Source organism: Mycolicibacter sinensis (genome assembly GCF_001673565.1).
GTDB classification, from domain to species: Bacteria; Actinomycetota; Actinomycetes; order Mycobacteriales; family Mycobacteriaceae; genus Mycobacterium; species Mycobacterium sinense_C.
Genome location: NZ_LZMF01000045.1, coordinates 1 through 20,682, shown reverse-complemented (window position 1 = coordinate 20,682; position 20,682 = coordinate 1). Strand labels below are relative to the sequence as shown.

General features: G+C 70.4%; 12 protein-coding genes. 6 read left to right on the top strand and 6 right to left on the bottom strand.

Annotated elements, in window-relative coordinates:
- Positions 1-199 precede the first annotated feature (199 nt).
- The 3 genes from A5648_RS23695 to A5648_RS07955 all read left to right on the top strand — a co-directional run bounded on the left by A5648_RS23695 (position 200) and on the right by A5648_RS07955 (position 10,448).
- The gene (locus A5648_RS23695; RefSeq protein ID WP_131810535.1) at positions 200-3,166 is read left to right on the top strand and encodes a hypothetical protein; all 2,967 of its coding nucleotides are present in this window, start codon (positions 200-202) and stop codon (positions 3,164-3,166) included.
- 691 nt (positions 3,167-3,857) lie between these two features.
- The gene (locus A5648_RS24840) at positions 3,858-9,344 is read left to right on the top strand and encodes a beta strand repeat-containing protein (protein WP_065024022.1); all 5,487 of its coding nucleotides are present in this window, start codon (positions 3,858-3,860) and stop codon (positions 9,342-9,344) included.
- A gap of 165 nt (positions 9,345-9,509) precedes the next feature.
- A complete protein-coding gene (locus A5648_RS07955; protein WP_082966373.1) occupies positions 9,510-10,448 on the top strand; it encodes a fatty acid desaturase in 939 nt (312 codons plus the stop codon).
- A 1-nt stretch (position 10,449) separates the two neighbouring features.
- On the opposite strand, the gene A5648_RS07950 is transcribed toward A5648_RS07955, so the two are convergent.
- Positions 10,450-10,866 (bottom strand): GtrA family protein, encoded by a 417-nt coding sequence (locus A5648_RS07950; protein WP_065024020.1) that lies wholly within the window; start codon positions 10,864-10,866, stop codon positions 10,450-10,452.
- 30 nt (positions 10,867-10,896) lie between these two features.
- Between A5648_RS07950 and A5648_RS07945 the strand changes: the two genes are divergently transcribed.
- A complete protein-coding gene (locus A5648_RS07945; RefSeq protein ID WP_065024019.1) occupies positions 10,897-12,009 on the top strand; it encodes a mandelate racemase/muconate lactonizing enzyme family protein in 1,113 nt (370 codons plus the stop codon).
- Between the two features lie 229 nt (positions 12,010-12,238).
- Here the strand turns inward: A5648_RS07945 and wzm are convergent, their stop codons facing one another.
- The 5 genes from wzm to A5648_RS07920 are packed head-to-tail and all read right to left on the bottom strand — an operon-like array spanning position 12,239 to position 17,303.
- Positions 12,239-13,069: a galactan export ABC transporter permease subunit Wzm/RfbD gene (gene wzm / locus A5648_RS07940; RefSeq protein WP_065024018.1), complete on the bottom strand. Its 831-nt coding sequence runs from the start codon at positions 13,067-13,069 to the stop codon at positions 12,239-12,241.
- Complete coding sequence (gene glfT1, locus A5648_RS07935; RefSeq protein ID WP_065024017.1) at positions 13,066-13,974, bottom strand: galactofuranosyltransferase GlfT1; 909 nt, start codon at positions 13,972-13,974, stop codon at positions 13,066-13,068. The genes wzm and glfT1 overlap by 4 nt, the downstream gene beginning before the upstream one ends.
- Positions 13,971-14,774 (bottom strand): galactan export ABC transporter ATP-binding subunit Wzt/RfbE, encoded by an 804-nt coding sequence (gene wzt / locus A5648_RS07930; RefSeq protein WP_065024016.1) that lies wholly within the window; start codon positions 14,772-14,774, stop codon positions 13,971-13,973. The genes glfT1 and wzt overlap by 4 nt, the downstream gene beginning before the upstream one ends.
- A 5-nt stretch (positions 14,775-14,779) precedes the next feature.
- A complete protein-coding gene (locus A5648_RS07925; protein ID WP_109470722.1) occupies positions 14,780-15,361 on the bottom strand; it encodes a bacterial proteasome activator family protein in 582 nt (193 codons plus the stop codon).
- Positions 15,303-17,303: a DUF6541 family protein gene (locus A5648_RS07920; protein ID WP_428844319.1), complete on the bottom strand. Its 2,001-nt coding sequence runs from the start codon at positions 17,301-17,303 to the stop codon at positions 15,303-15,305. The genes A5648_RS07925 and A5648_RS07920 overlap by 59 nt, the downstream gene beginning before the upstream one ends.
- Before the next feature lie 130 nt (positions 17,304-17,433).
- On the opposite strand from A5648_RS07920, the gene A5648_RS07915 reads away from it, so the two are divergent.
- Positions 17,434-18,630, top strand: a complete 1,197-nt coding sequence (locus A5648_RS07915; protein ID WP_065024013.1) for a cysteine desulfurase-like protein — start codon at positions 17,434-17,436, stop codon at positions 18,628-18,630.
- 345 nt (positions 18,631-18,975) lie between these two features.
- The coding region (locus tag A5648_RS07910) for a fatty acyl-AMP ligase (protein ID WP_234787354.1) at positions 18,976-20,682 on the top strand (1,707 nt) is incomplete at its 3' end.

Here is a 20,682-nt window from a genome sequence, read left to right as displayed (position 1 = left end):
GAATTTCCACTCTGGTTGACTGAACGGAAATAGCCATTAACGTGAGCGTGAAGTTAGCGGCGGTTACGCGCCGTCTTTGTGGGGGGTCGGTATGACAGGTCGTCGCGTTGGCGCGTCCAAGGGTCGTGTCGTCAGTCGGCCACCCGGCCACGGTCCGGTCATCGAGAACGTCTACTGCAGCACCATCCAGGAGAACCACATGTCAGTTCACAAGCCTCGTCGCGCGCGCATCCAGAAGTCTCGCCGGATGCTCGGCGCCGGTAGCGCTGCGGCGGCGTTCCTGGCGTTCGGGATGACACCCCTGGTGGCGACCCCGGCGGCACACGCTGACCTCGACGGCCTGTTCGACATCCTCAACACCGACCTGTTCGGGACTGAGACTGGCGATGTCAGCTTCCTCAGCGGCGACGACCCGATGGACGTGTTCACCAACCTGCATACCGATCTGCAGGGCTGGCTGGGCGACGCCGGCAACGCCACCTTGATCGCCCAGATCAACGACCCGTGGATCGACCTGTTCGGCCGGAGCCTGATCGGCAACGGCGACGCCTCCTTCGACGGCACCAACGACTCGATGTTCGGGTGGCTGGGGCTGGGCAACCTCAATGACGGCGGATTCCTGTTCGGCGACGGCGCGACCGGCGGCGTCGGCGCCGACGGGAACGGCCTGGCCGGCGGCGCCGCCGGGTACTTCGGCTATGGCGGCAACGGCGGCGCCGGCGCCGACGGCGGCAATGGCGGCAACGGTGGCGCAGGCGGCTGGTTGTTCGGCCTCGGCGGCACCGGCGGTCAAGGCGGTGACGCCGCCGAGGCCGGCGGTGACGGCGGCAACGGCGGCGTCGGTGGTGACGGCGGCTTCTTGTTCGGCACCGGTGGTACCGGCGGCGCCGGTGGTGCCGGCAAGATCGGCGCCGATGGCGTCAACCCGCCCAGCACCGGTCCGGCCGACAACGGCGCCGCCGGGGACGCGGCTACCGACACCAGTGCCGGTGCCGACGCCACCGCCGACAATGGCGGCGACGGCGCGAACGGTATCGGCGGCCAGAACGGTGGCAACGGCGGGACCGGCGGCGACGCCACCGCCGACCAGGACGCGACCGCCGGCAATGGCGGCAAGGGCGGCGACGGTGGTGACGGCGCCGACGGCCAGGCCGGTGGCAACGGTGGCGCTGGTGGTGCCGGCGGCAAGGGCGGGCTGTTCGCCGGCGACGGTGGTGCCGGTGGCGCCGGCGGCGCGGGTGCTGACGGCGGCAGCGGCAGCGCGGCCGGGGACGGTGGTGACGGTGCCGTGGGCGGCAACGCCGTCAGCGGAATGCACGACGTCGTGGGGCCTGCGAACACCGTCCCGGTCACCAATGGCGCAGCCCAAGGCGGCGCCGGTGGGGCCGGCGGTAACGGCGGCACCGGTGGTAGCGGCGGTGACGGCGGTACCGGTGGGGCCGGCGGCGTCGGCGGGGCGGCACAAGCCTTCGGCGCCCACGCCGGTGCGCATGGCACCGGCGGGGCCGGCGGTGACGGTGGCGACAGCGGGGCCGGCGGCGACGGTGGACAGGGCGCCAACGGTGGCATGGGCGGCGTTCCAACGTCCGGGGCGTTCGCCAGCGTCGGCCGCGGCGGCGACGGTGGGGCCGGCGGAAACGGCGGGGACGCCGGTGCGGTCGGCAAGGGCGGCGCCGGCGGCGACAGCGGCGGCGGCAACCACGGTGCCAACGGTGCCGATGGCCAGCTGCCAGCGGCCAGCGGCAACGGCGGCCAGGGCGGCAATGGCGGCGTTTCGACAGGTAACGCGGCCGACGCGACGGTCGGCGGCGTGACCGGCAGCAAGGGCGGCGACGGCGGCGACGGCGGCAACGTGGGCAACGGCGGCGACGGCGGTAACGGTGGTTCCGGTGGTTACGGCGGCTCTGGTCTCAAGGGTGGTGGCGGCGTCGCCGGCGCTGCCGGCGGCCACGGCGGCCAGGGTGGCGCTGGCGGCACCGGCGGCAACGGTGGATCGATCTCCGGCAACGCCGGCAATGGTGGCGACGGCGGCCGGGGCGGCTGGGGCGGTGACGGCGGTACCTCGCTGAACAAGGCTCCCGACGGCGACTTCAGCACCGGCAACGGCGATGGCGCGCACGGCGCCAACGGCGGCAACGGCGGCAACGGCGGCAAGGGCGGCGACGGCGGTGCGGCCGGACAGGTGCTGGGCACCGGCAACGCCGGTGTCGACGGTGATGGCGGGAACGGTGGCGCCGGCGGGACCAACGGTGGCGGTGGCGGCGGCGGCAACGGCGCCAACGGCACCGCCGATCACATCGACGGCGGCAACGGCGGCGACGCCGGCCATGCCGGCAATGTCGGCCAGGGCGGTGCGGGCGGCAGCGGCGCCCACGACGGCGCTACCGGCGCCGACGGCGCGCCTCGCACCGCCAGCAACGGCGGCGGCGGTTCCGGCGGGCGCGGCTTTGACGCCACCACGCCGAGCGCCAACGGCGGCAACGGCGGCAACGGCGGCAACGGTGGCACCTACAACAGCAACGGCGGCGCCGGCGGTGCCGGCGGCAACGGCGCGGCCGGAACCGCGGGTGACCCCAACACGGGCGACCCCGGCACGCCCGGCGGCACCGGCGGTAACGGCGGCAGCGGGGGCAGCGGCGGCACCGTCTCCGGCAACGGTGGCCTCGGTGGCCGGGGTGGCAACGGCGGTGTAGGCGGCAACGGCGGCACGGGTGTGCCCGGCGACTCCGGCACCACGCCGACTGCGGGCGGAACCGGCGGGCACGGAGCCAACGGCGGCGACGGCGGCGACGGCGGCCAAGGCGGGTCGGCACTGGGCAGTGGCAAGGGCGGCGCGGGTGGTGGCGGCGGCACCGGTGGTAAGGCAGGTGCCGGCGGAGTCGGCGGTGTCGGCGGGTCCAACCCCAGCGGTCCCGGTGCAAGCGGCGGCAAGGGCGGCGACAGCGCTATCGGCGGCAGCGGCGGTGACGGCGGCGACGGCGGAACCGGTGCGGGCGGCGGCGCGAACGGCGCCGGCGGTGCCGCCGGGACCGGCGGGCCGCGTGCTGGCAGCATCTCCGGCGGTGCCGGTGGCACCGGCACGCCCGCCGGCAGCAAGGGCGCATCCGGTGATGCCGGCGCGGCCGGTGCGGCGGGCGTCCCGGGCGAGCTTGGCGGCACGCCGTAACTCTCTCGAGACGCGCCTCGGCCCGGTCACCCGACCGCGCCCTACTATCACTGGCGCTATCCGATCCGACAACACCCACATGGTCGACCAGGGGTGCAGAAGTGGCAGGACTTGCGCAAGGGGCTAACGATGCTTTCCAGCTCTGACTGGGCGTCGACCCCGAGCCCAGCGCTACCGCCGCTACCTCCGCAAATGCGGAACGTTAGCTGCCTGGCCGGGAACTAGACGAACGGCCTCGTGCGCCGCATGCGGCGCGACCAGTTGCGAGGTGAGGTCCCTGAGTCGGAGGATCTCAGGCGGCAGTAAAGAGTCCAGCCATCTGGCGGACCGCCGCCGACACCTCCATCCAGGCCGTTGTGAAAAGCGTCACTGCCGGGGCTTTTCCGCCGCGACGGAGAGTCTAACCAACCGGTCGGGAACAGCCCATCAGCAAAGAAATTGCCACAGCTATTCAACTTGCTGGCCGTGGATTATCAGGTTCCTGATATGACGTTGTTGCTGCCGCCGCCCAAAAATTACCCAGCAAATACCCTGCGTGGCATGCGGTTGACCGGCATAATTGCGGGTCGGCGAGGATCGAAATGAAAATTGGGATAAGACTTCTTCTTCTAAAAATATCCTGCTACCTTAATCGGCACTGAGTCTCTTACGGTCTCGTCAACTGCTCCGCCGCCGCTACAAGGAGAAATCAATGTCGTCGAAGATTTTCGCCGGGAAGAACAAGCGCCGGACCAGCCGTGCGATCGGCGCAACGAGTGCAGTCGGAGCTTTCCTCGCGTTCGGAATGACGCCGCTGACGGCAGCGCCGGCGCAAGCCGACGGGTTCGACGAGCTCTTCGACGGCCTGTTCGGCCAGGTGTCGATGTGGTTCGACTCCTCAGCGCTGGAGTCGTCGGTCACCGACTTCGGCGCGCTGTTCGGCGGCGATATCCCGGGCTCGGCCGAGCAGATGCAAGACCCGCTGCAGTGGCTGGATGACCTGGTCGCCAACTCGATCAACATGGTGATCTACCAGCCGCTCCACAGTCTCGGCGAGATGTTGATCGGCAGCGGGTTCACCCTCGACGGCGTCTTCGCCAACGGCGCCAACGCCTACGTCAGTCTCGACGACGGCGACCTGATCTACCACGCCGCCACTGCGGGCGGCTTCCTGTTCGGTGACGGTGGCAGCGGTACGTACTTCAACGCCGATGGCGATCTGCTCGGCGCCGACGGTTCGGCCCTGACCGACGCCGACGGCGATGTGATCACCCTGGCCGACGTTGAGGCCGGCACCTACTCGTTCGCGAATGCCAGTTCGATTGACCTCGACGGTGGCGCGGGCGGCATGCTCGGCGACGGCGGGGCCGGCGGCAGCGGTGTCGGCCTCGACATGGTCGGCGGCGACGGTGGCGCCGGCGGTTGGTTGTTGGGCAACGGTGGCGACGGTGGCGCGGGCGCGTTCGGTGTCGACGGTGTCGCCGCAGCGGGTGGGGCCGGCCTGGCCGGCGGCAACGGCGGTGTCGCCGGCTTCCTGTTCGGCAATGGCGGCAACGGTGGCACCGGTGGCGCTGGCGGTAGCGGTGCTGCCGGGACGAACGGCAATGCCGGCGCGGCCGGGCTCAGCTTCCCCGGCAGCGGCGACGGCGCGACCGGCATTGCGGGCATCGACGGCACCGACGGTGGCGATGGCTTCGCCGGTGGCGCGGGTGGTGTCGGTGGTAACGGCGGTGCGGCCGGTCTGTTCGGCACGTCCGGCGGTGGTGGTACCGGTGGCGCCGGCGGTAACGGTGGCGTCGGCGGCAACGGTGGTGATGGCGGCGCCGGCGGCAACGGCAACGACAACACCCAGCCTCCCGGCAGCAACACCGAAGGCATCAGCGCGCTTGCTGTCGACCCGACCGGTCCCGGCGGAGACGGCGGTGCGGGCGGCAACGGCGGTAACGCCGGATCCGGTGGCGCCGGCGGCGTGGGTGGTGCCGGCGGCAACGGCGGCGCCGGTGGCTTCTTCGGCATTCACACCGCGGGTGCAGCCGGTGACGGTGGCGCCGGCGGTAACGGTGGCGGATCCGGTCTGGCCGGCAACGGCGGCAACGGTGGCACGGGTGGTAGCGGCGGCGGCGCCGGAGAGGCCGGTACCGCCGGATTGGTCCGCGCCGAGGCAGCAGCCCCGGCGGGCCTGGTCGGTGGCGGCAACGGCGGCGCCGGCGGTAACGGCGGCAACCTCGGATCGGTCGGTCTCGGCGGCAAGGGTGGCGCGGCCGGCACCAGCACCGGGATTCTTTTCGGTGGCACGCCGGGCACCGCGGGTGCCGACGGCGTCGACGGCACCATGCCGACCACCGTCTCGGGCAATGGCGGTAACGGCGGTATGGGTGGCGCCGGTAACGGCCTCAACGCGGACAACACCGGTGTGGCCGGCGGCAACGGTGGCAACGGTGGTGCCGGTGGCGACCACGGCAACGGCGGCAACGGCGGCGCCGGCGGCGCCGGCTCGCAGGGTGGCGAGGGCGCGGCCGGCTCCTTCGACAACGAGGGCACCGGCGCCGGCGGCGACGGCTTCGCCGGTGGCGCCGGTGGCACGGGTGGTACCGGTGGTGCCGGCGGCTCGGTCTCCGGTAACGGCGGCGACGGTGGCGCCGGCGGTGTCGGCGGCACGGGCGGCACCGGTGGTACCGGTGCGGATTCGTTCGACGCGACGGTGGCCGGTGGAGCCGGTGGCAACGCCGGTGATGGCGGCGTAGGCGGTGCCGGCGGCAACGGCGGTAACGCGACCAACGGCAACGGCGGCAACGGCGGCGACACCGGCAACGGCGGCAATGGTGGTGTCGGCGGTGACGGCGGCAAGGGCGCCAACGGTCAGCTGATTACGGAATTGGTGCCGACCGACCAGAACGGCGTCGGCGGCTCCGGTGGTGTCGGCGGCAACGGCGGTAACGGCGGCGCGGCCGGCACCGTGGTCGGTACCGGCGGCACCGGCGGCGGCGAGGGCCACACCGACGGGGCCGACGGCAACGTCGGCCGGATCGGCAACGGCGGCGACGGCGGTGTCGGTGGGATCGGCGGTAACGCGGCCACCGATGACCGCGGCGACTTCATCGGCAACGGCCTGAGCCCGGCACACGACGACGCGACCGGCGTCGGCGGCTCCGGCGGCAATGGCGGCTACGGTGGATCCGGCTATGCGGCCGGGACCGGTGGCGCCGGTGGCGCCGGCGGCCAGGGCGTCTACGGCGGCACCGGTGGTAACGGTGGGTTCGGTGGCGGGGTCACCTCGAAGGCCGACGGCGGCAACGGCATCGGCGGCAACGGTGGTACCGGTGGTGCCGGCGGTGACGGCTCCGGCCATGGTGGCTACGGCGGCCAAGGTGGTACGGGCGCCAGCGCGATCGGCGATAACACCGCGGGCAACGGCGGTGACGGTGGCGCCGGTGGCAACACCACCGGTGCTGCGGATCGCGAATTCATCCCGCTGGCCACGATGGCCGGTGGCCACGGTGGCAACGGCGGCCTCGGTGGTTCCTCCGAGAACGGCGCGGCCGGCTCCGGTGGTAACGGTGGCGGCGGTGGCACGGGCGCGCCCGCCGGTGATGACCTGACCAACCCCATCTACAGCACCGGCGGATCCGGCGGCACCGGCGGTGACGGCGGCGCGACCCTCAACGGCACCGCCGGTGCCGGTGGGAATGGTGGTAATGGTGGCACGGGCAGCTTCACCGGTGGCCACGGCGGCGCCGGCGGTAGCGGTGGCACCGTGGCCGTGGACAGCGACGGCAACGCCGGAACCGGCACCGCCGGCGCGGGTGGTGACGGCGGTGCCGGCGCCAACGGCGGCGCCATCAACGGCGCTGACGACACCAACACCGTGACCGGCGGCGCCGGCGGCAACGGCGGCAGCGGTAGTGCCGCGGACGGCACGACGGCCGGTCAGGGCGGCGGCGGTGGCGGCGGCGGCGGTGGCGCCATCATCCAGCAGACCAACGGCGGCACGGTCACCAACAGCACCGCGACCGGCGGCAACGGCGGCGACGGTGGGGCAGGCAGTGTCGCCGGCGTCGGCGGCCAGGGCGGCACCGGTGGCTACGCCGGCATCCTGGCTGACGGCGAGGGCAGCACCATCGACGGCGCCAACGTGGCCGGTGGCAACGCCACCAACGGCGGCGCCAACGGGGTGAACGGCCAGGACGGCGCCAACAACACGCTGATCAACAACGGCGGCGGTGCAGTCAGCGACGTCACGGTCAAGAGCGGCGAGAACGTCGGCGACCACGTCGGCGGCGGCGCCACGGTGACCGTCGGCGATGGCGGCAGCATCTCGGACAGTTCGGTGACCGGTGGTAACGCCAGCGCCACCGCCGACGGCGGCGCCGCGAGCCTGAGCGCCATCGGCGCGGGCAGCGTGATCACCAACAGCCACGCAACCGGTGGTAACGCCGGCGTCGGGACCACCGGTGGCAACGGCGGCGCGGGCGGCACGGCCGCCATCATCGCCAACAACGGCGCCGTCATCGACCAGGCCACCGTCACCGGCGGCGTCGGCGGCGCGGGCAGCAACTCCGGCACCGGTGGTACCGGCGGCGCGGCTGCCGCCGAAGCCCACGGGGCCGGCAGCACCATCACCGGGACCGCGACCGGCGGCGCCGGCGGCACCGGCGACGGTGAGGGCAGCATCGGCGGCGACGGCGGCGGGGCCTACCTGGTTGTCGACCAGGCCGGCGGCACCATCGGCAGCGGTGGAGACCCGGCCAGCGCCATCGCCGTCGGGGGCACCGGCGGTGCGGCCACCAACGGCGGCCACGGCGGTACGGCCGGCTTCGGCCAACTCGAGGCCGGTCAGGGCGCCGGCGCCACCGGCACCGGCGGCACCTCGTACGGCAGTGCCACCGGCGGTGACGGCGGTTCCGCCGACGGCAGCGGCAGCACCGGCGGCCACGGCGGCAACGGCAACATTCAGAGCGCTCGGGCCGAGGGCGGCGGCAGTGGCGGCACCTCGCACGGAACCGCGCACGGCGGTAACGGCGGCGACGCCACCGGCGGCGGCACCGGCGGCAACGGCAGCTACGGCAGCATCCTCTCCGGCGGCAACGGCGCCGAGGCATCGGGCACCGCGACCGGCGGCAGCGGCGGCGACGGGCTCGAAGGCGGCACCGGCGGCAACGGCATGGGCGGCCAGATCAACGTCTTCGGCGACAACGCGACCGGGACCGACAACACCGCCCAGGGCGGAAACGGCGGCGACGGCACCGGCGAGGGCAGCACCGGCGGTAACGGCGCGATCGGCTACATCAACGCGAACGCGGGTAGCTCGATCACCGGCAGCGAGGTCACCGGCGGCGACGGTGGGGCCGGCGTCAACGCCGGAACCGGCGGTACCGGCGGTGAGGCCATTGCTTCGGCAAACGGCGCCGACAGCACCATTACCGGTAGCGCTACCGGCGGCACCGGTGGTCTCGGTGACAACGGCACCGGTGGCGACGGCGGGGCCGGCTACCTGGTCGTCGACAATGCCGGCGGATCGATCGGCGGCGGTGGGAACGACGCGGTGGCCCAGGGCGGCAACGGCGGCACCGGCACCAACGGTGGCGTCGGCGGCAAGGGCGGATGGGGTGAGCTGGAGTCCGGCGAGCTCGGGCAGGCCAGTGCTGCCGGCGGCAACTCCTACGGCACCTCCACCGGCGGTGACGGCGGCAACGCCAGCGGCGAGGGCAGCCACGGCGGTAACGGCGGCAGCTCGGACATCCAGAGCTCCAAGGTGACCGGCTCGCTCGGTGGTCCCGGTGGCACGGCCAGCGGTACCGCGCACGGCGGTAACGGCGGCAATGCCACTACGGATGCCGACGGTAACGGCGGCACCGGCGGTAACGGCGGCAAGGCCAGCATCGCGACCGGCGGCGACCTTGGCAACCTGGCCAACGGAACGTCGACCGGCGGCGCCGGTGGTGACGGCCTGGACGGCGGGGCCGGTGGTCTCGGCGGCTCGAGCCGGCTCGACGCCTTCGGTAATGACGGTGGCGACCCGGCAACTCCGTCCACCGCGACTAATGGCACCGCTACCGGCGGCAACGGCGGCAGCGGCACCGGAGTCGGCAACACCGGCGGCAACGGCGACGATGGCAACATCGTCAACACCGGTGGCACCCAGACGGACGGTGCGACGGCGAGCGGAAGCAACGGCCCGAACAACCCGGCTACTCCCTGATGTCGGAAACCTATACCCCTCAAGGGCGTTCGGCCGATGCCAAACCGTGACAGCTCTTTAACCAAACGTGCAGCGCGCGGGAGGAGATCTCATCCTCCAACCGCGTAACCTGTTATTTGCCTTAGGTTATTTCGCGCTCGCAAAATTGCGTATCGAAGGAGGTTCATGCCGCCGCTCGATGCGTTGGATCATGCGTCGTCAAAAACCGTTGCACGCCAACGACACCCGCACCCGGGCGAGTCGATACCCGAATTCGCCTGGCCCACGCTAGCGTTGGGCGCGGGGGCGTTGATCGTCTTCGCTTTTTCGACGGTCGCTGCGATCGGCGGTTCCGCTCCCGCGTGGTTGACCATCTCGGTCAACACCGCGGTCGTCTATGCGATGTTCATGGTGGCCCACGATGCGCTGCACCACTCGGTCTCCTCGGTGAACTGGGTGAACTCGGTGATCGGTCGGGCGGCTTGGCTCTTTGTCGCACCGACGTTTTCGTTGCCGTCGTTCAGCTACGTCCACCTCACGCACCACCGCAACGCCAACGACGGCGAGAACGACCCGGACATGTTCGCCACCCACGGGCCGGCCTGGCAGCTGCCCTTCCGCTGGGCGCTGATGGATGTCTTCTATGCCGTCTGGTACTGCCGCCAGCTCAAGCGGCGGGTGCGTCTGTCCTGGCGCCGCCCGCTGACCGAGGTCGCCGAAACGGCGGTGGTGTTCTCGTTGAGTTTCGCGGGTGTCTGCATCGCGGTTGCCACCGATAACTTCTGGATCGTCGCGAGCGTCCTGCTGATTCCGCAGCGCATCGGGATGGTGATCCTGGGCTGGTGGTTCGATTGGTTGCCGCACCACGGGCTGGAGCAGACGCAGCAGGAGAATCGCTACCGCGCCACCCGGAACCGGGTCGGCATGGAGCAGTTGTTGATCCCGGTCATGCTGTCCCAGACCTATCACCTGGTGCACCACCTGCACCCGTGGTTGCCGTTCTACCGGTATGCGCAGGCCTGGCGCGGCAACGAGGACGCCTACCTGGCCCACGATCCGGCCATCGCCACCGTCTTCGGCCGGGAACTGACACCCGCGGAGTACCGGGAATGGAAGGCCAGGTAGCTCAGCGCACCCGGAAGATCACCGTCCGCTGCACGATGAAGTTGATGACGGTCGCGGTGCCCTGCGCGGCCACGAATGCCACCGGCAGCGCCCACCGCTGGTAATCGAGCAGGTCCAGAACCAGGTGGTTGATCCCCACCTGTACGGCGAACGTGAGCGCGTAGAGCGCCATCACCGCGATGAACCGGCCGGTGTGCGCCGAGGACTGAAACGTCCACCGCCGGTTGATCAGATACGCGGTGATGGTGCCGGCGATGAAGCTGATCGCCTTGGCCAGGTCGACCTTGACGCCGAAGCCCAGGTACAGCAGCAGGTACAGCCCGAAGTCCACCACCGCCGACATCGCCCCGGTGACCAGGAAACGCCACACTTGAGTCGATAACGGCAGGCTGGTGTTCGTCGAAGCGGTCTCGGCCACCCGGGAAGCTTAAGTCCTAGGCTGAAGACCATGCCCGCGGTCATCGCCGATATCGAGGCGATACCGCTGCGCATCCCGCTCAAACCCGACCTGCCCGGGGCCGCGTTGTGGGGTGAGACGCTGAGCGCCGCGGACTCGTTGCTGGTCAAGGTGACCACCGACGACGGCGTGGTCGGCTGGGGCGAGGCGTTCGGGCTGCGCGCCACCGGCCTGGCCAAAGATGCACTCGAGGACCTGGTCGCGCCGTTGTGCATCGGTCACGACGCCGCCGACATCGCGGCGCTGACCGACCGCGTCCAACGCAAGTTGCACGTCTTCGGCCGCGGCGGCGCGATCACCTACGCGCTGTCCGCGGTCGACATCGCGCTGTGGGACATCGCCGGCAAGCGCGCCGGGCTGCCGATCTCGAGGTTGCTGGGGGACGGTCTTCGGGACATGCCCTGCTACGCCAGCCTGGCCTGCTACACCGAGCCGCACCGGGTCCGCGCCGCGGTGCAGCGCGTCCTCGACGCCGGATTCACTGCGATCAAACTGCACGAATCCCAGCTTCCCGCAATCCAAGCTGCGCGCGACGAGGCCGGGCCCGAGGTCGCTCTGATCGTCGACGCCGGTTGTGTCTGGACGCTTGAGCAAGCCCGGGCCGTCGCCCCCGACCTACCTGCGGTGGACATGCTGTTCCTGGAGGAGCCGCTGTGGCCGCCGGAGAACTTCGCCGGGCTGGCCGAACTGCGGCGCAGCACCGGCCTGCCGGTGGCCTCCGGCGAAAACGTCGGTACCGTCCTGGAATTCGAGCGGCTACTCGCTGCGGGCGCGGTGGATTTCGTGCAGCCCAGCCCGGCCAAGATGGGCGGTATCACCGAGCTGCGCAAGGTTTTTCCGCTGGCCGCCGCCCACGGCGTCGCGGTGATGACGCACTCCTTCTACGACGGGCCGGGGCTGCTCGCTGCGATCCAGGTGGCTGCCGCGCTGGGCGGTGCCGACGCGATGATCGAGTGGCGCTGGTTCGACCTGGAGGCCTCGATCTACGGCGACGCGCTGGCGCCGGCGGACGGGCGGATCGCTGTGCCGCAGGGGCCGGGCCTGGGTATCGACCCGGATCCCGAGGTGATCAACGCCTACCGCTGCAACGGCGCCGGACGGTGACACTGAATCACACCAGCCCCGTGGTTACCTGGTTGAGACCATATGGATGTTGCCGAATCGGATATCGGCGGCGATAGCAAGGCGGCAGGTTCGCTCGCCTACGCAGGCGGATCAGCGCGTTTTCGCCCTCTGATATCACTGGCGCTATCCGATTCGGCAACATCCACATGTTCCCCTGACGGTAGGGAAGTGACGGATGGGACCCAACCCGCCAAGCCAGCCAGCCGGGCTACACCCAGTACGCCACCCGCGCCCGGAACTGGCGCAGCACCATCGCGGCCACCGACCAACCGGCCACCGTCAACACCAGCACCACCGCCCAGTGCCGCAGCGGCTGGGGCGCGCCCAACAACGGAGCCCGCACGATCTCCAGGTAGTGCATCAGCGGGTTGAACTCCACCACCGCGGTCCACCGCGACGCCCCTTGGGCGCGCAGCGTGTCGTAGTTCCAGATGATCGGGGTCATCAGGAACAGCAGCTGCACCACCGAGAACAACAGCGGCGAGATGTCGCGGTAGCGGGTGGCCAGAATCCCGAAACACAGCGACACCCACACGCAGTTCAGCGCGATGATCAACAGTGCCGGAATCACCGAAAGATCCGCCCACGACCAGGGTTTCGGAAAGATCAGCGCGATCGGTATATAGATGACGATGTTGTGGGCGAACAGGATCATCTGCCGCCACACCAGCCGGTAGACGTGCACGCTCAGCGGCGTCGGCAACTGCTTGATCAGCCCCTCGTTGGCGACGAACACGTCGGCGCCCTCCAGGATGGCGGCGTTCAGCAGGTTCCAGACGATCAGTCCCAGCGTCACGTACGGCAGGTGCACCGCCAGGTCGAGGTGAAACAGCTTGGAGTACAACCCGCCCATCGCCACCGCGGTGGTCGCGGTGCCGATGGTGATCCAGAACGGCCCCAGCACCGAGCGGCGGTACCGCTGCTTTATGTCCTGCCAGCCCAGGTGCAGCCACAGCTCATGGCGGCGGAACCCGCCGGCCAGATCGGCGCCCGCCCGCGCGAACGTCTTGGACTGCGCGGCGACATCAGTGAAACTCATTGCTGCCCCTCGGGTTTGGCGAACTGCTCGCGGCGCCCCAACCGGCGCAGCCGGACCCATTCGACCAGGCCGGCCATGTCCCCGCGGCGCGACACCAGGAAGAACCAGCCGAACCGCAGCCACTCCTGGATCAGCAGCCGGCGCATCCCGGGCTGCGACATCAAATAGCCGCGGTTGCGGTAGGTGTAAAACCGCTTGGCGGCGTTGTCCGGGTACTGGGTGTGCATCCGGCCGGCCAGAATCGGCTTGAACTCCGCCGACCCGCACGGGTGCAGGTAGGCCGCGTTCAAACACGTCCCGAACGCCAAGCCGGAGCGCACCAGCCGGCGGTGCACCTCCACCTCGTCACCGCGCATGAACAACCGCAGATCCGGCACCCCCACCGCATCCAGTGCGTCGGCGGTGAACAGTGCGCCGTTGAACAGCGAGGCGATCCCGGGCAGCAAGTCCCCACCGCCCTCGCGTAATTCGCTCACCAGCCGTCGCCACACCAATCCGCGTCGCAGCGGGAACGCCAGCCGGGACGGATCGTCGATGTTGCACACCATCGGCGACACCTCCGCCAGTCGGTGCTGTGCAGCGCACGCCAGCAACGCGGCCAGCACGCCGGAATCGGCCGGCCGCCCGTCGTCGTCGGCCAGCCACACCCGGTCCGCGCCGGCAGCCAAAGCGTGCAGGATCCCCAACGCGAAACCGCCTGCGCCGCCGAGGTTTCGCTGCGACCCGAGATAGGTCGAGGGCACGGTCACACCGGCCACCAGCCGCGCCACCGCAGGATCGTTGTCGTTGTCGACGACGATCACGTGGTCCGGCGCCCGACTCTGGCTCACCAGCGCCTTCAGCGACTCGGCCAGCTGATCGACCCGACGGTGGGTGACAACGACCGCGTAGACGGTTTCGCTCACGCCTGGTCCCGCGTCTCGGCGAGCACCTCGCGCACGTGCCGGGCGGCGTCGGGACCCTCGTACGCGCCGACTACATCCTCGATTCCGCCGGTCATCTTGATGGTGCCGTGGTCGATCCACATCGCGGTCTTGCACAGCCGGGCCAGAAACTCATTGGAGTGGCTGGCGAACACCAGGATTCCGGAGCGTTCCACCAGCTTCTGCAGCCGCGTCTGAGCCTTCTTCAAGAACTCGGCGTCCACCGCGCCGATGCCTTCGTCGAGCAGCAGGATCTCCGGGTCGATGCTGGTGACCACGCCCATCGCCAGGCGCACCCGCATGCCGGTGGAGTAGGTGCGCAGTGGCATCGCCAGGTAGTCGCCCAGCTCGGTGAATTCGGCGATCTCGTCGACCTTGGCGGCCATCTGCTTGCGGGTCTGCCCGAGGAACAGCCCGCGGATGATGATGTTCTCGAACCCGGAGATCTCCGGGTCCATGCCCACGCCGAGGTCGAACACCGGTGCCACCCGGCCCACCACCGAAGCCGAACCCCGAGTCGGCTCGTAGATACCCGAAAGCAGCCGCAGCAGAGTGGATTTGCCGGCGCCATTGTGGCCGACCAGACCCACCCGATCGCCGAGCGACAGCGACATGGTGATGTCGCGCAGCGCCTCGACGACCACCACGTTGGAGTTGTTGCGCCCGATCGCCCCGCCGGCCTTGCCGAGGAACGCCTTCTTCAACGACCGCGACTTGGCGTCGAAGATGGGGAACTCGACCCAGGCGTCCTGGGTCTCGATTCGGGGCTCGGTGGCGGACAACGCGACTACAGGTACTGACCGGAGCCGGTGTGGCCGTGCCCGGCGTGCCCGCCGGCGGTGGGCCCGGCCGGCAACGCGCCGTGGCGCATCTGCTCCAGCTGCGCGCGGGCAGCCATCTGCTGGGCGAACAACGCGGTCTGGATGCCGTGGAACAGCCCTTCCAGCCAACCCACCAGCTGGGCCTGGGCGATCCGCAGCTCGGCGTCCGAAGGGGTGGCGTCCTCGCGCAGTGGCAGCGTCAGCCGCTCCAGCTCCTCGCGCAGCTCCGGGGCCAGGCCGTCCTCAAGTTCGCGAATAGAAGCCGCGTGCACCTCACGCAACCGCACCCGGCTGGCGTCGTCCAGCGGGGCCGAGCGCACCTCCTCGAGCAGCTGCTTGATCATGGTGCCGATCCGCATCACCTTGGCGGGCTGCTCGATCAGGTCGGTCAGCGACTGCTCGTCACCCTCGGACTCGGCGTCCCCCGACATCCCGGCCGCCAGCAGCCGCGGGTCCGCGCCGCTGATGATCTCGACACCATCTTCGTCGTTACTGCCGGTGCTCACCGCCACCGCCTCCCTGCCATTCGTAGATGCTCGCCCCGCCATTGTCGTAGATCTTGGCCCAGGACCGCGATTTCTCCAGAGACAGTAGCCCGTCGGGCAGAGTGAACCCGCGCACCGTCGGACTGCTGATCAGCACGTACCGGATACCCAAAGATTGCACGGCCTGCGCCACCCGCGGATCGGTGTCGGCGTCGTCGGCGTAGGCCCAGAAGATGAAGCGCTGCGGCCCGGGTCCCTGCTGCTGGGGGTAGTCGTAGTGCGTCCACAGCGGGTGCAGGCCTGCGATCGCGTACATCCAGGCGCTGCCGTCGACGTTGGCGTTGCCGATCACGGTGTCGCGGGCCCCGGGCAGCTCGGCCAGATAGGCGAAGGCCTCCAGGTCGCGGGCGTCGATCATCACCGAGTCGTACTTGTCGCCGAACAAGAAGGCGTGCCGCGGCAGGTAGTGCCAGGCCAGCCCGACCGTCGCCCCGACCAGCAGCGCCGCCACCAACGGCGAGCAGTCCCCCGCAAGCGGGAGGTGCCCCCAGTCAAAGCCCCCTAAACGGCCCTTTTTTAGGGGCTTTCGCGTCTGCTCGGCGAGGAAAAGAGCCAACCACGCCAGCCCCGCCCCGGCCATCGGGACCAGCAGCAATGTCATCGCCGCCATGATCCGGCGCGGGTCGCTGTAGAACAGGTCGGTGAATCGGCCCAGCACCGCCCCGGCGGCGCCCCCGAGCGGCGCCGAGGAGTGCACCACCCCGACCACCAGCACCGCCCACAGCGCCAGCGGCCAGTACACCTTCTTCGCGACCAGCAACACCGCCCCTATAGCGGTCAGGCCGACCAGCGTGTACTGGATCGGGAAGTCGTTGAGGTGGCGGGTGTGCAGCAGCAGCGCGTCCCGCAGCCCGGACTTGCGGCCCTCATGGGTCAGAAACGAATGCCCGGCAATGATGTCGGCCTGCTGGCGCACGCTCAGCAGCTGCGGCAGCAGCAACAACCCGGCCGGCACCAGCACCGCCAACAGCGCCAGGGTGTCGCGCCGCTTGCCGCGCAACGGGTTCCACAGCGCCCCGTCGCGAGGGCACAGCCACCAGGCCGCCAGCAGCAGCACCGTCACCACGCCCCCGGTCAGATGCACCGAGAACACCCCGACCAGCGCCAGCACCGCCACCGGAACCCGGTCCCGCATGGTGCGCACGCTGGTGACCAGCACGAACGCCGGCACCACCAGCCCGTAGGCCACCAGGTTGGGCATGGCCGCGGTACCGAACTCGACGTAGGGCAGCGCGGTGAACGACGCCGACAACGCGCCGGCGGTAGCTGCCGAAAGCGCAAGCCGGCGGGTGCTCAACACCTGCTGCAGCAGATTCCAGGTGAGCAGTGCGGCGCTGACCGGGAACAGCCACACCGAGGCGGCCAGGCCGGCCAGGGTGCAGGCGGTGGTGGGCGCGGCGCCGGTCAGCTGGCACAGCACCGCGGTCAGCGCGTGAAAGGCCGACGGATAGTAGAGTGGGGCGTGCGTCTCGACATTGCGCAGTTCACCGGCGTGGGTGGGGGAGGCCTGGCCGGTGTCGAGAATGAAGCGGACGGTGTTGGCGTGCCAGACCGCGTCCCAGGTGCTGGGGATGCTCTGCCAATCCGGAATGCCCCGTACTGCCGCCCAGCCGATCAGCAGCATGCCCAGCAACACCCCGGCGGCCACGGTGAGGATCGTCGCGACCCCCGCCGCCGGTGCGCCGACGTGGATGCCGGGACGACGGTCCAGCAACCCCCGAACCCCTCGGGCCAGCAGGCCCACCAGCGCGCCGACCACCACCAGCGTGGCCAGTGCGGTGCCCGCATTCCAGGGAATTCCCCAGGCGCCGAACGGCACGATGGCCAGGCCGACCAGCCCATACGTCAGCGCCGGGCCGACCGTGACGGCCAGTGGCCAGGTCAGCCGTGCAGCGGCGGCGACGAGTGCCCCCGGTGCGACCAGCAGCAGTAGCGCGGCAACCATTCCGAACCCCAGAAGCACTGCACTAGTATGTCTGTCAAGGTGACACGGCTCAGCGCTGCGGGGGGAGCTATCCGGTTATCCGAGACTTTCACCTGATCACCCGATTTTGAGAAGTTCTAAGGTGGCTGACATGGCCTTCGACGTCGCCAGGGTGCGTGGACTGCACCCGACGCTCGGTGACGGATGGGTGCACCTCGACGCGCCGACGGGCATGTTGATCCCGGACTCGGTGGCGACCACGGTGTCGACGGCGTTCCGCGGTTCGCTGGCGACGTCGGCGGGGCCGCACCCGGCGGCCCGGCGCAGTGCGGCGGTGCTGGTGGCGGCGCGGCAGGCGGTGGCCGACCTGGTCGGCGGCGATCCCGCCGGGGTGGTGCTGGGCCCGGACCGGGCGGTGCTGCTGAGCGCGCTGGCCGATGCCGCGTCGTCGCGGGTGAGCCTGGGCTACGAGACGGTGGTCAGCCGGCTCGACGACGAGGCCAACATCGCGCCGTGGGTGCGCGCCGCCAACCGCTACGGCGCCAAACTCAAATGGGCCGAGGTGGACATCGAGACCGGGGAGCTGCCGAGTTGGCAGTGGGAGAACCTGATCACCCCGTCGACCCGGCTGGTGGCCGTCACTTCGGCGTCGGGTGTGCTGGGCACCGTCACCGACCTGCGACCGGTCACCAAGCTGGTCCACGACGTGGGCGGGGTGGCCGTCGTCGACCATTGCGCGGCGGCGCCCTACCAGTTGCTCGACATCAACGACATCGAAGCCGACGTGGTGGCCCTCAACGCGGCCAGCTGGGGCGGTCCGCCGGTGGGCGCGCTGGTCTTCCGCGACCCGGCGCTGATCGACACGTTCGGGTCGGTGTCGCTGAATCCGCACGCCGTGGGCCCGGCGCGCCTGGAAGTCGGCCTGCACCAGTTCGGTCTGCTGGCCGGGGTGGTGGCCAGCGTGGAATACCTGGCCTCGCTCGACGAGTCCGCCCGGGGCACCCGGCCCGAGCGGCTGTCGATCTCCATGCAGTCCGCCGGGCAGTACCTGAACCGGCTGTTCGACTATCTGGTCGGCGCGCTGCGATCGCTGCCGCTGGTGATGATGATCGGCCAGCCCGAGCTGCGCATCCCGGTGGTCAGTTTCGCGGTGCAGAAGGTGCCCGCCGAGCGGGTGGTGCAACGGCTGGCCGACAACGGCGTGCTGGCCATCGCCAACGCCGGGTCGCAGGTGCTGGACGTGATCGGGGTCAACGACATCGGCGGGGCGGTCACCGTCGGGTTGAGCCACTACTCGACGATGGCCGAGGTCGACCAGCTGGTGCGTGCGCTGGCTTCGCTGGGCTGACGGTTTCTCGCGCACCGAAATCCCATCTGCCCCAACGGTAACCGGGTCGCAGGGGTGTGGTGAGTGCCCGCCTTTGAGCGACAACCGTCGTTATGTCAGGCCGGTCGGCGCGGGTAACGGCTTCGGCGCTTGACATAACACGGTTGTCGCTCAGAGCCGGGCACATCTCTATATGGTTCAGAATCCGGCGCCATGGTTCAGAATCCGGCGCCGCCCGACACGCATCACGCCCGGCCGAGTCGGCGCGCGGGCTGGGTTTATGCGGATCCCCTTCGCCCGGCTCCGCCACGCTTGCGATCCCGCTACGCTGTGGGCCGTTACCGAAGCAGCTGGCGAAGGCAGAACATGGCAGAACCGACGACTTCCTTGGCCCCTTTGGCTCTGGACACCCTGGTTGACCTGATGCAGCAGCAGGCTGCCCGTCATCAGGACACGCCCGCGTTCATCTTCTGCCCGGAAGGCGATATCGAAGAGGACCGGATCACCTACCGCGACCTGGATCGTCGCGCCCGCGCGATCGCCGCGAGCCTGCAGCGCAAGGGCGCTGCCGGGGAGCGGGTGCTGGTGCTGTGCCGTCCCGGTGTGGACAGCGTCGCCGGGCTGTTCGGCTGCTTCTATGCCGGCGCCGTCGCGGTCCCGGTCGACGAGCACTGGCCGATCCGGCGGATCGAGACGGTCGTGCCCGAGGCACAGGCGCGCTTCGCGCTGGCGACCGCCAAGACCCAGGCCAAGATGAAGGCCGCCGTGGGAGGGCTGACCGATAAATCGGTGACCTGGCTGGCGATGGATGAGCTCGACGACGACGGCGCGACCTGGGTGCCGCAGGACGTCGAGAAAGACACCATCGCGATGATCCAGTACACCTCGGGCTCGACTGGGGTGCCGAAGGGTTGCGTGCTGACCCACGGGAACTACGTGAGCAACCTCGAGGTCATGCGCTGGGCCCTGAATCCGCCCGACGACGCTCCGGTGCTCAACAGCCCGATCAGCGGGGTGTCCTGGTTGCCGCAGTACCACGACATGGGTTTCGTCGGGGGCATCCTGGGCACCATTTACGGCGGCCGCACCACGGTGCTGATGTCGCCGAGCGCCTTTCTGATGCGCCCGATCCGCTGGCTGCAGGCGATATCGCGCTTCGGTGCGACGATCACCGCCGCACCCAGCTTCGCCTACGAAGCCTGCGTCAAACGCACCACCGCAGAGCAGCGTGCCGCGCTGGACCTGTCGAGCTTGTCGATCGCAGTGATCGGCGCCGAGCCGATCAGCGCCGAGACGCTGCAGTCCTTCGCCGAGGCGTTCGCGCCGGCCGGGTTCCGGCCCGAGGCCTTTATTCCCGCGTACGGGCTGGCCGAGGCAACCCTGGGTGTGACGGGCATGTCCGAGTCACCGGTGCCGGTGGTCCGGCACATCGACCGGACCGCGCTCAGCGAGGAGCGGGTCGTCGAGGTGGCTGCCGACACCGCCGGGGCGGTGCCCCTGGTGGCCTGCGGCGCCAAGGCGGAGAGCCAGCAAGTCCTGATCGTTGACTCCGAGACCCGGTTGCGCCGCGGCCCTGAGGAAGTGGGCGAGATCTGGGCATCCGGACCCAGCATCGCCCAGGGCTACTGGGGGCGGCCCGAGGAGACCGAACGCACCTTCGGTGCGACGCTGGCCGACACCGGCGAGGGCCCGTTCCTGCGCACCGGCGACCTCGGATTCGTCTGCGCGGGTGAGCTATTCGTGACCGGTCGGTGGAACGACCTGATCACGATCCGCGACATCAAGTACTACCCCAACGACATCGAGGACACCGTGGGCGGCAGTGACCCGGCACTGATGCCGGGCCGCACCGCGGTGTTCACGGTCAAACCGAACCCGCGCGCCGACGAGCAGCTGGTGATCGTGCAGGAGGTGAACCGCGCGTCGCTGAACTCCGACCTCAGCGGCGCCGTCGAGGCCATCCGCGCGGCGGTCCTTGCCACCCACAATGTTTCGGCCCACGATGTGCTGCTGGTCGAGCCCATGCAGGTCCCGACCACCACCAGCGGCAAGATTCAGCGCAGCGCGTGCCGG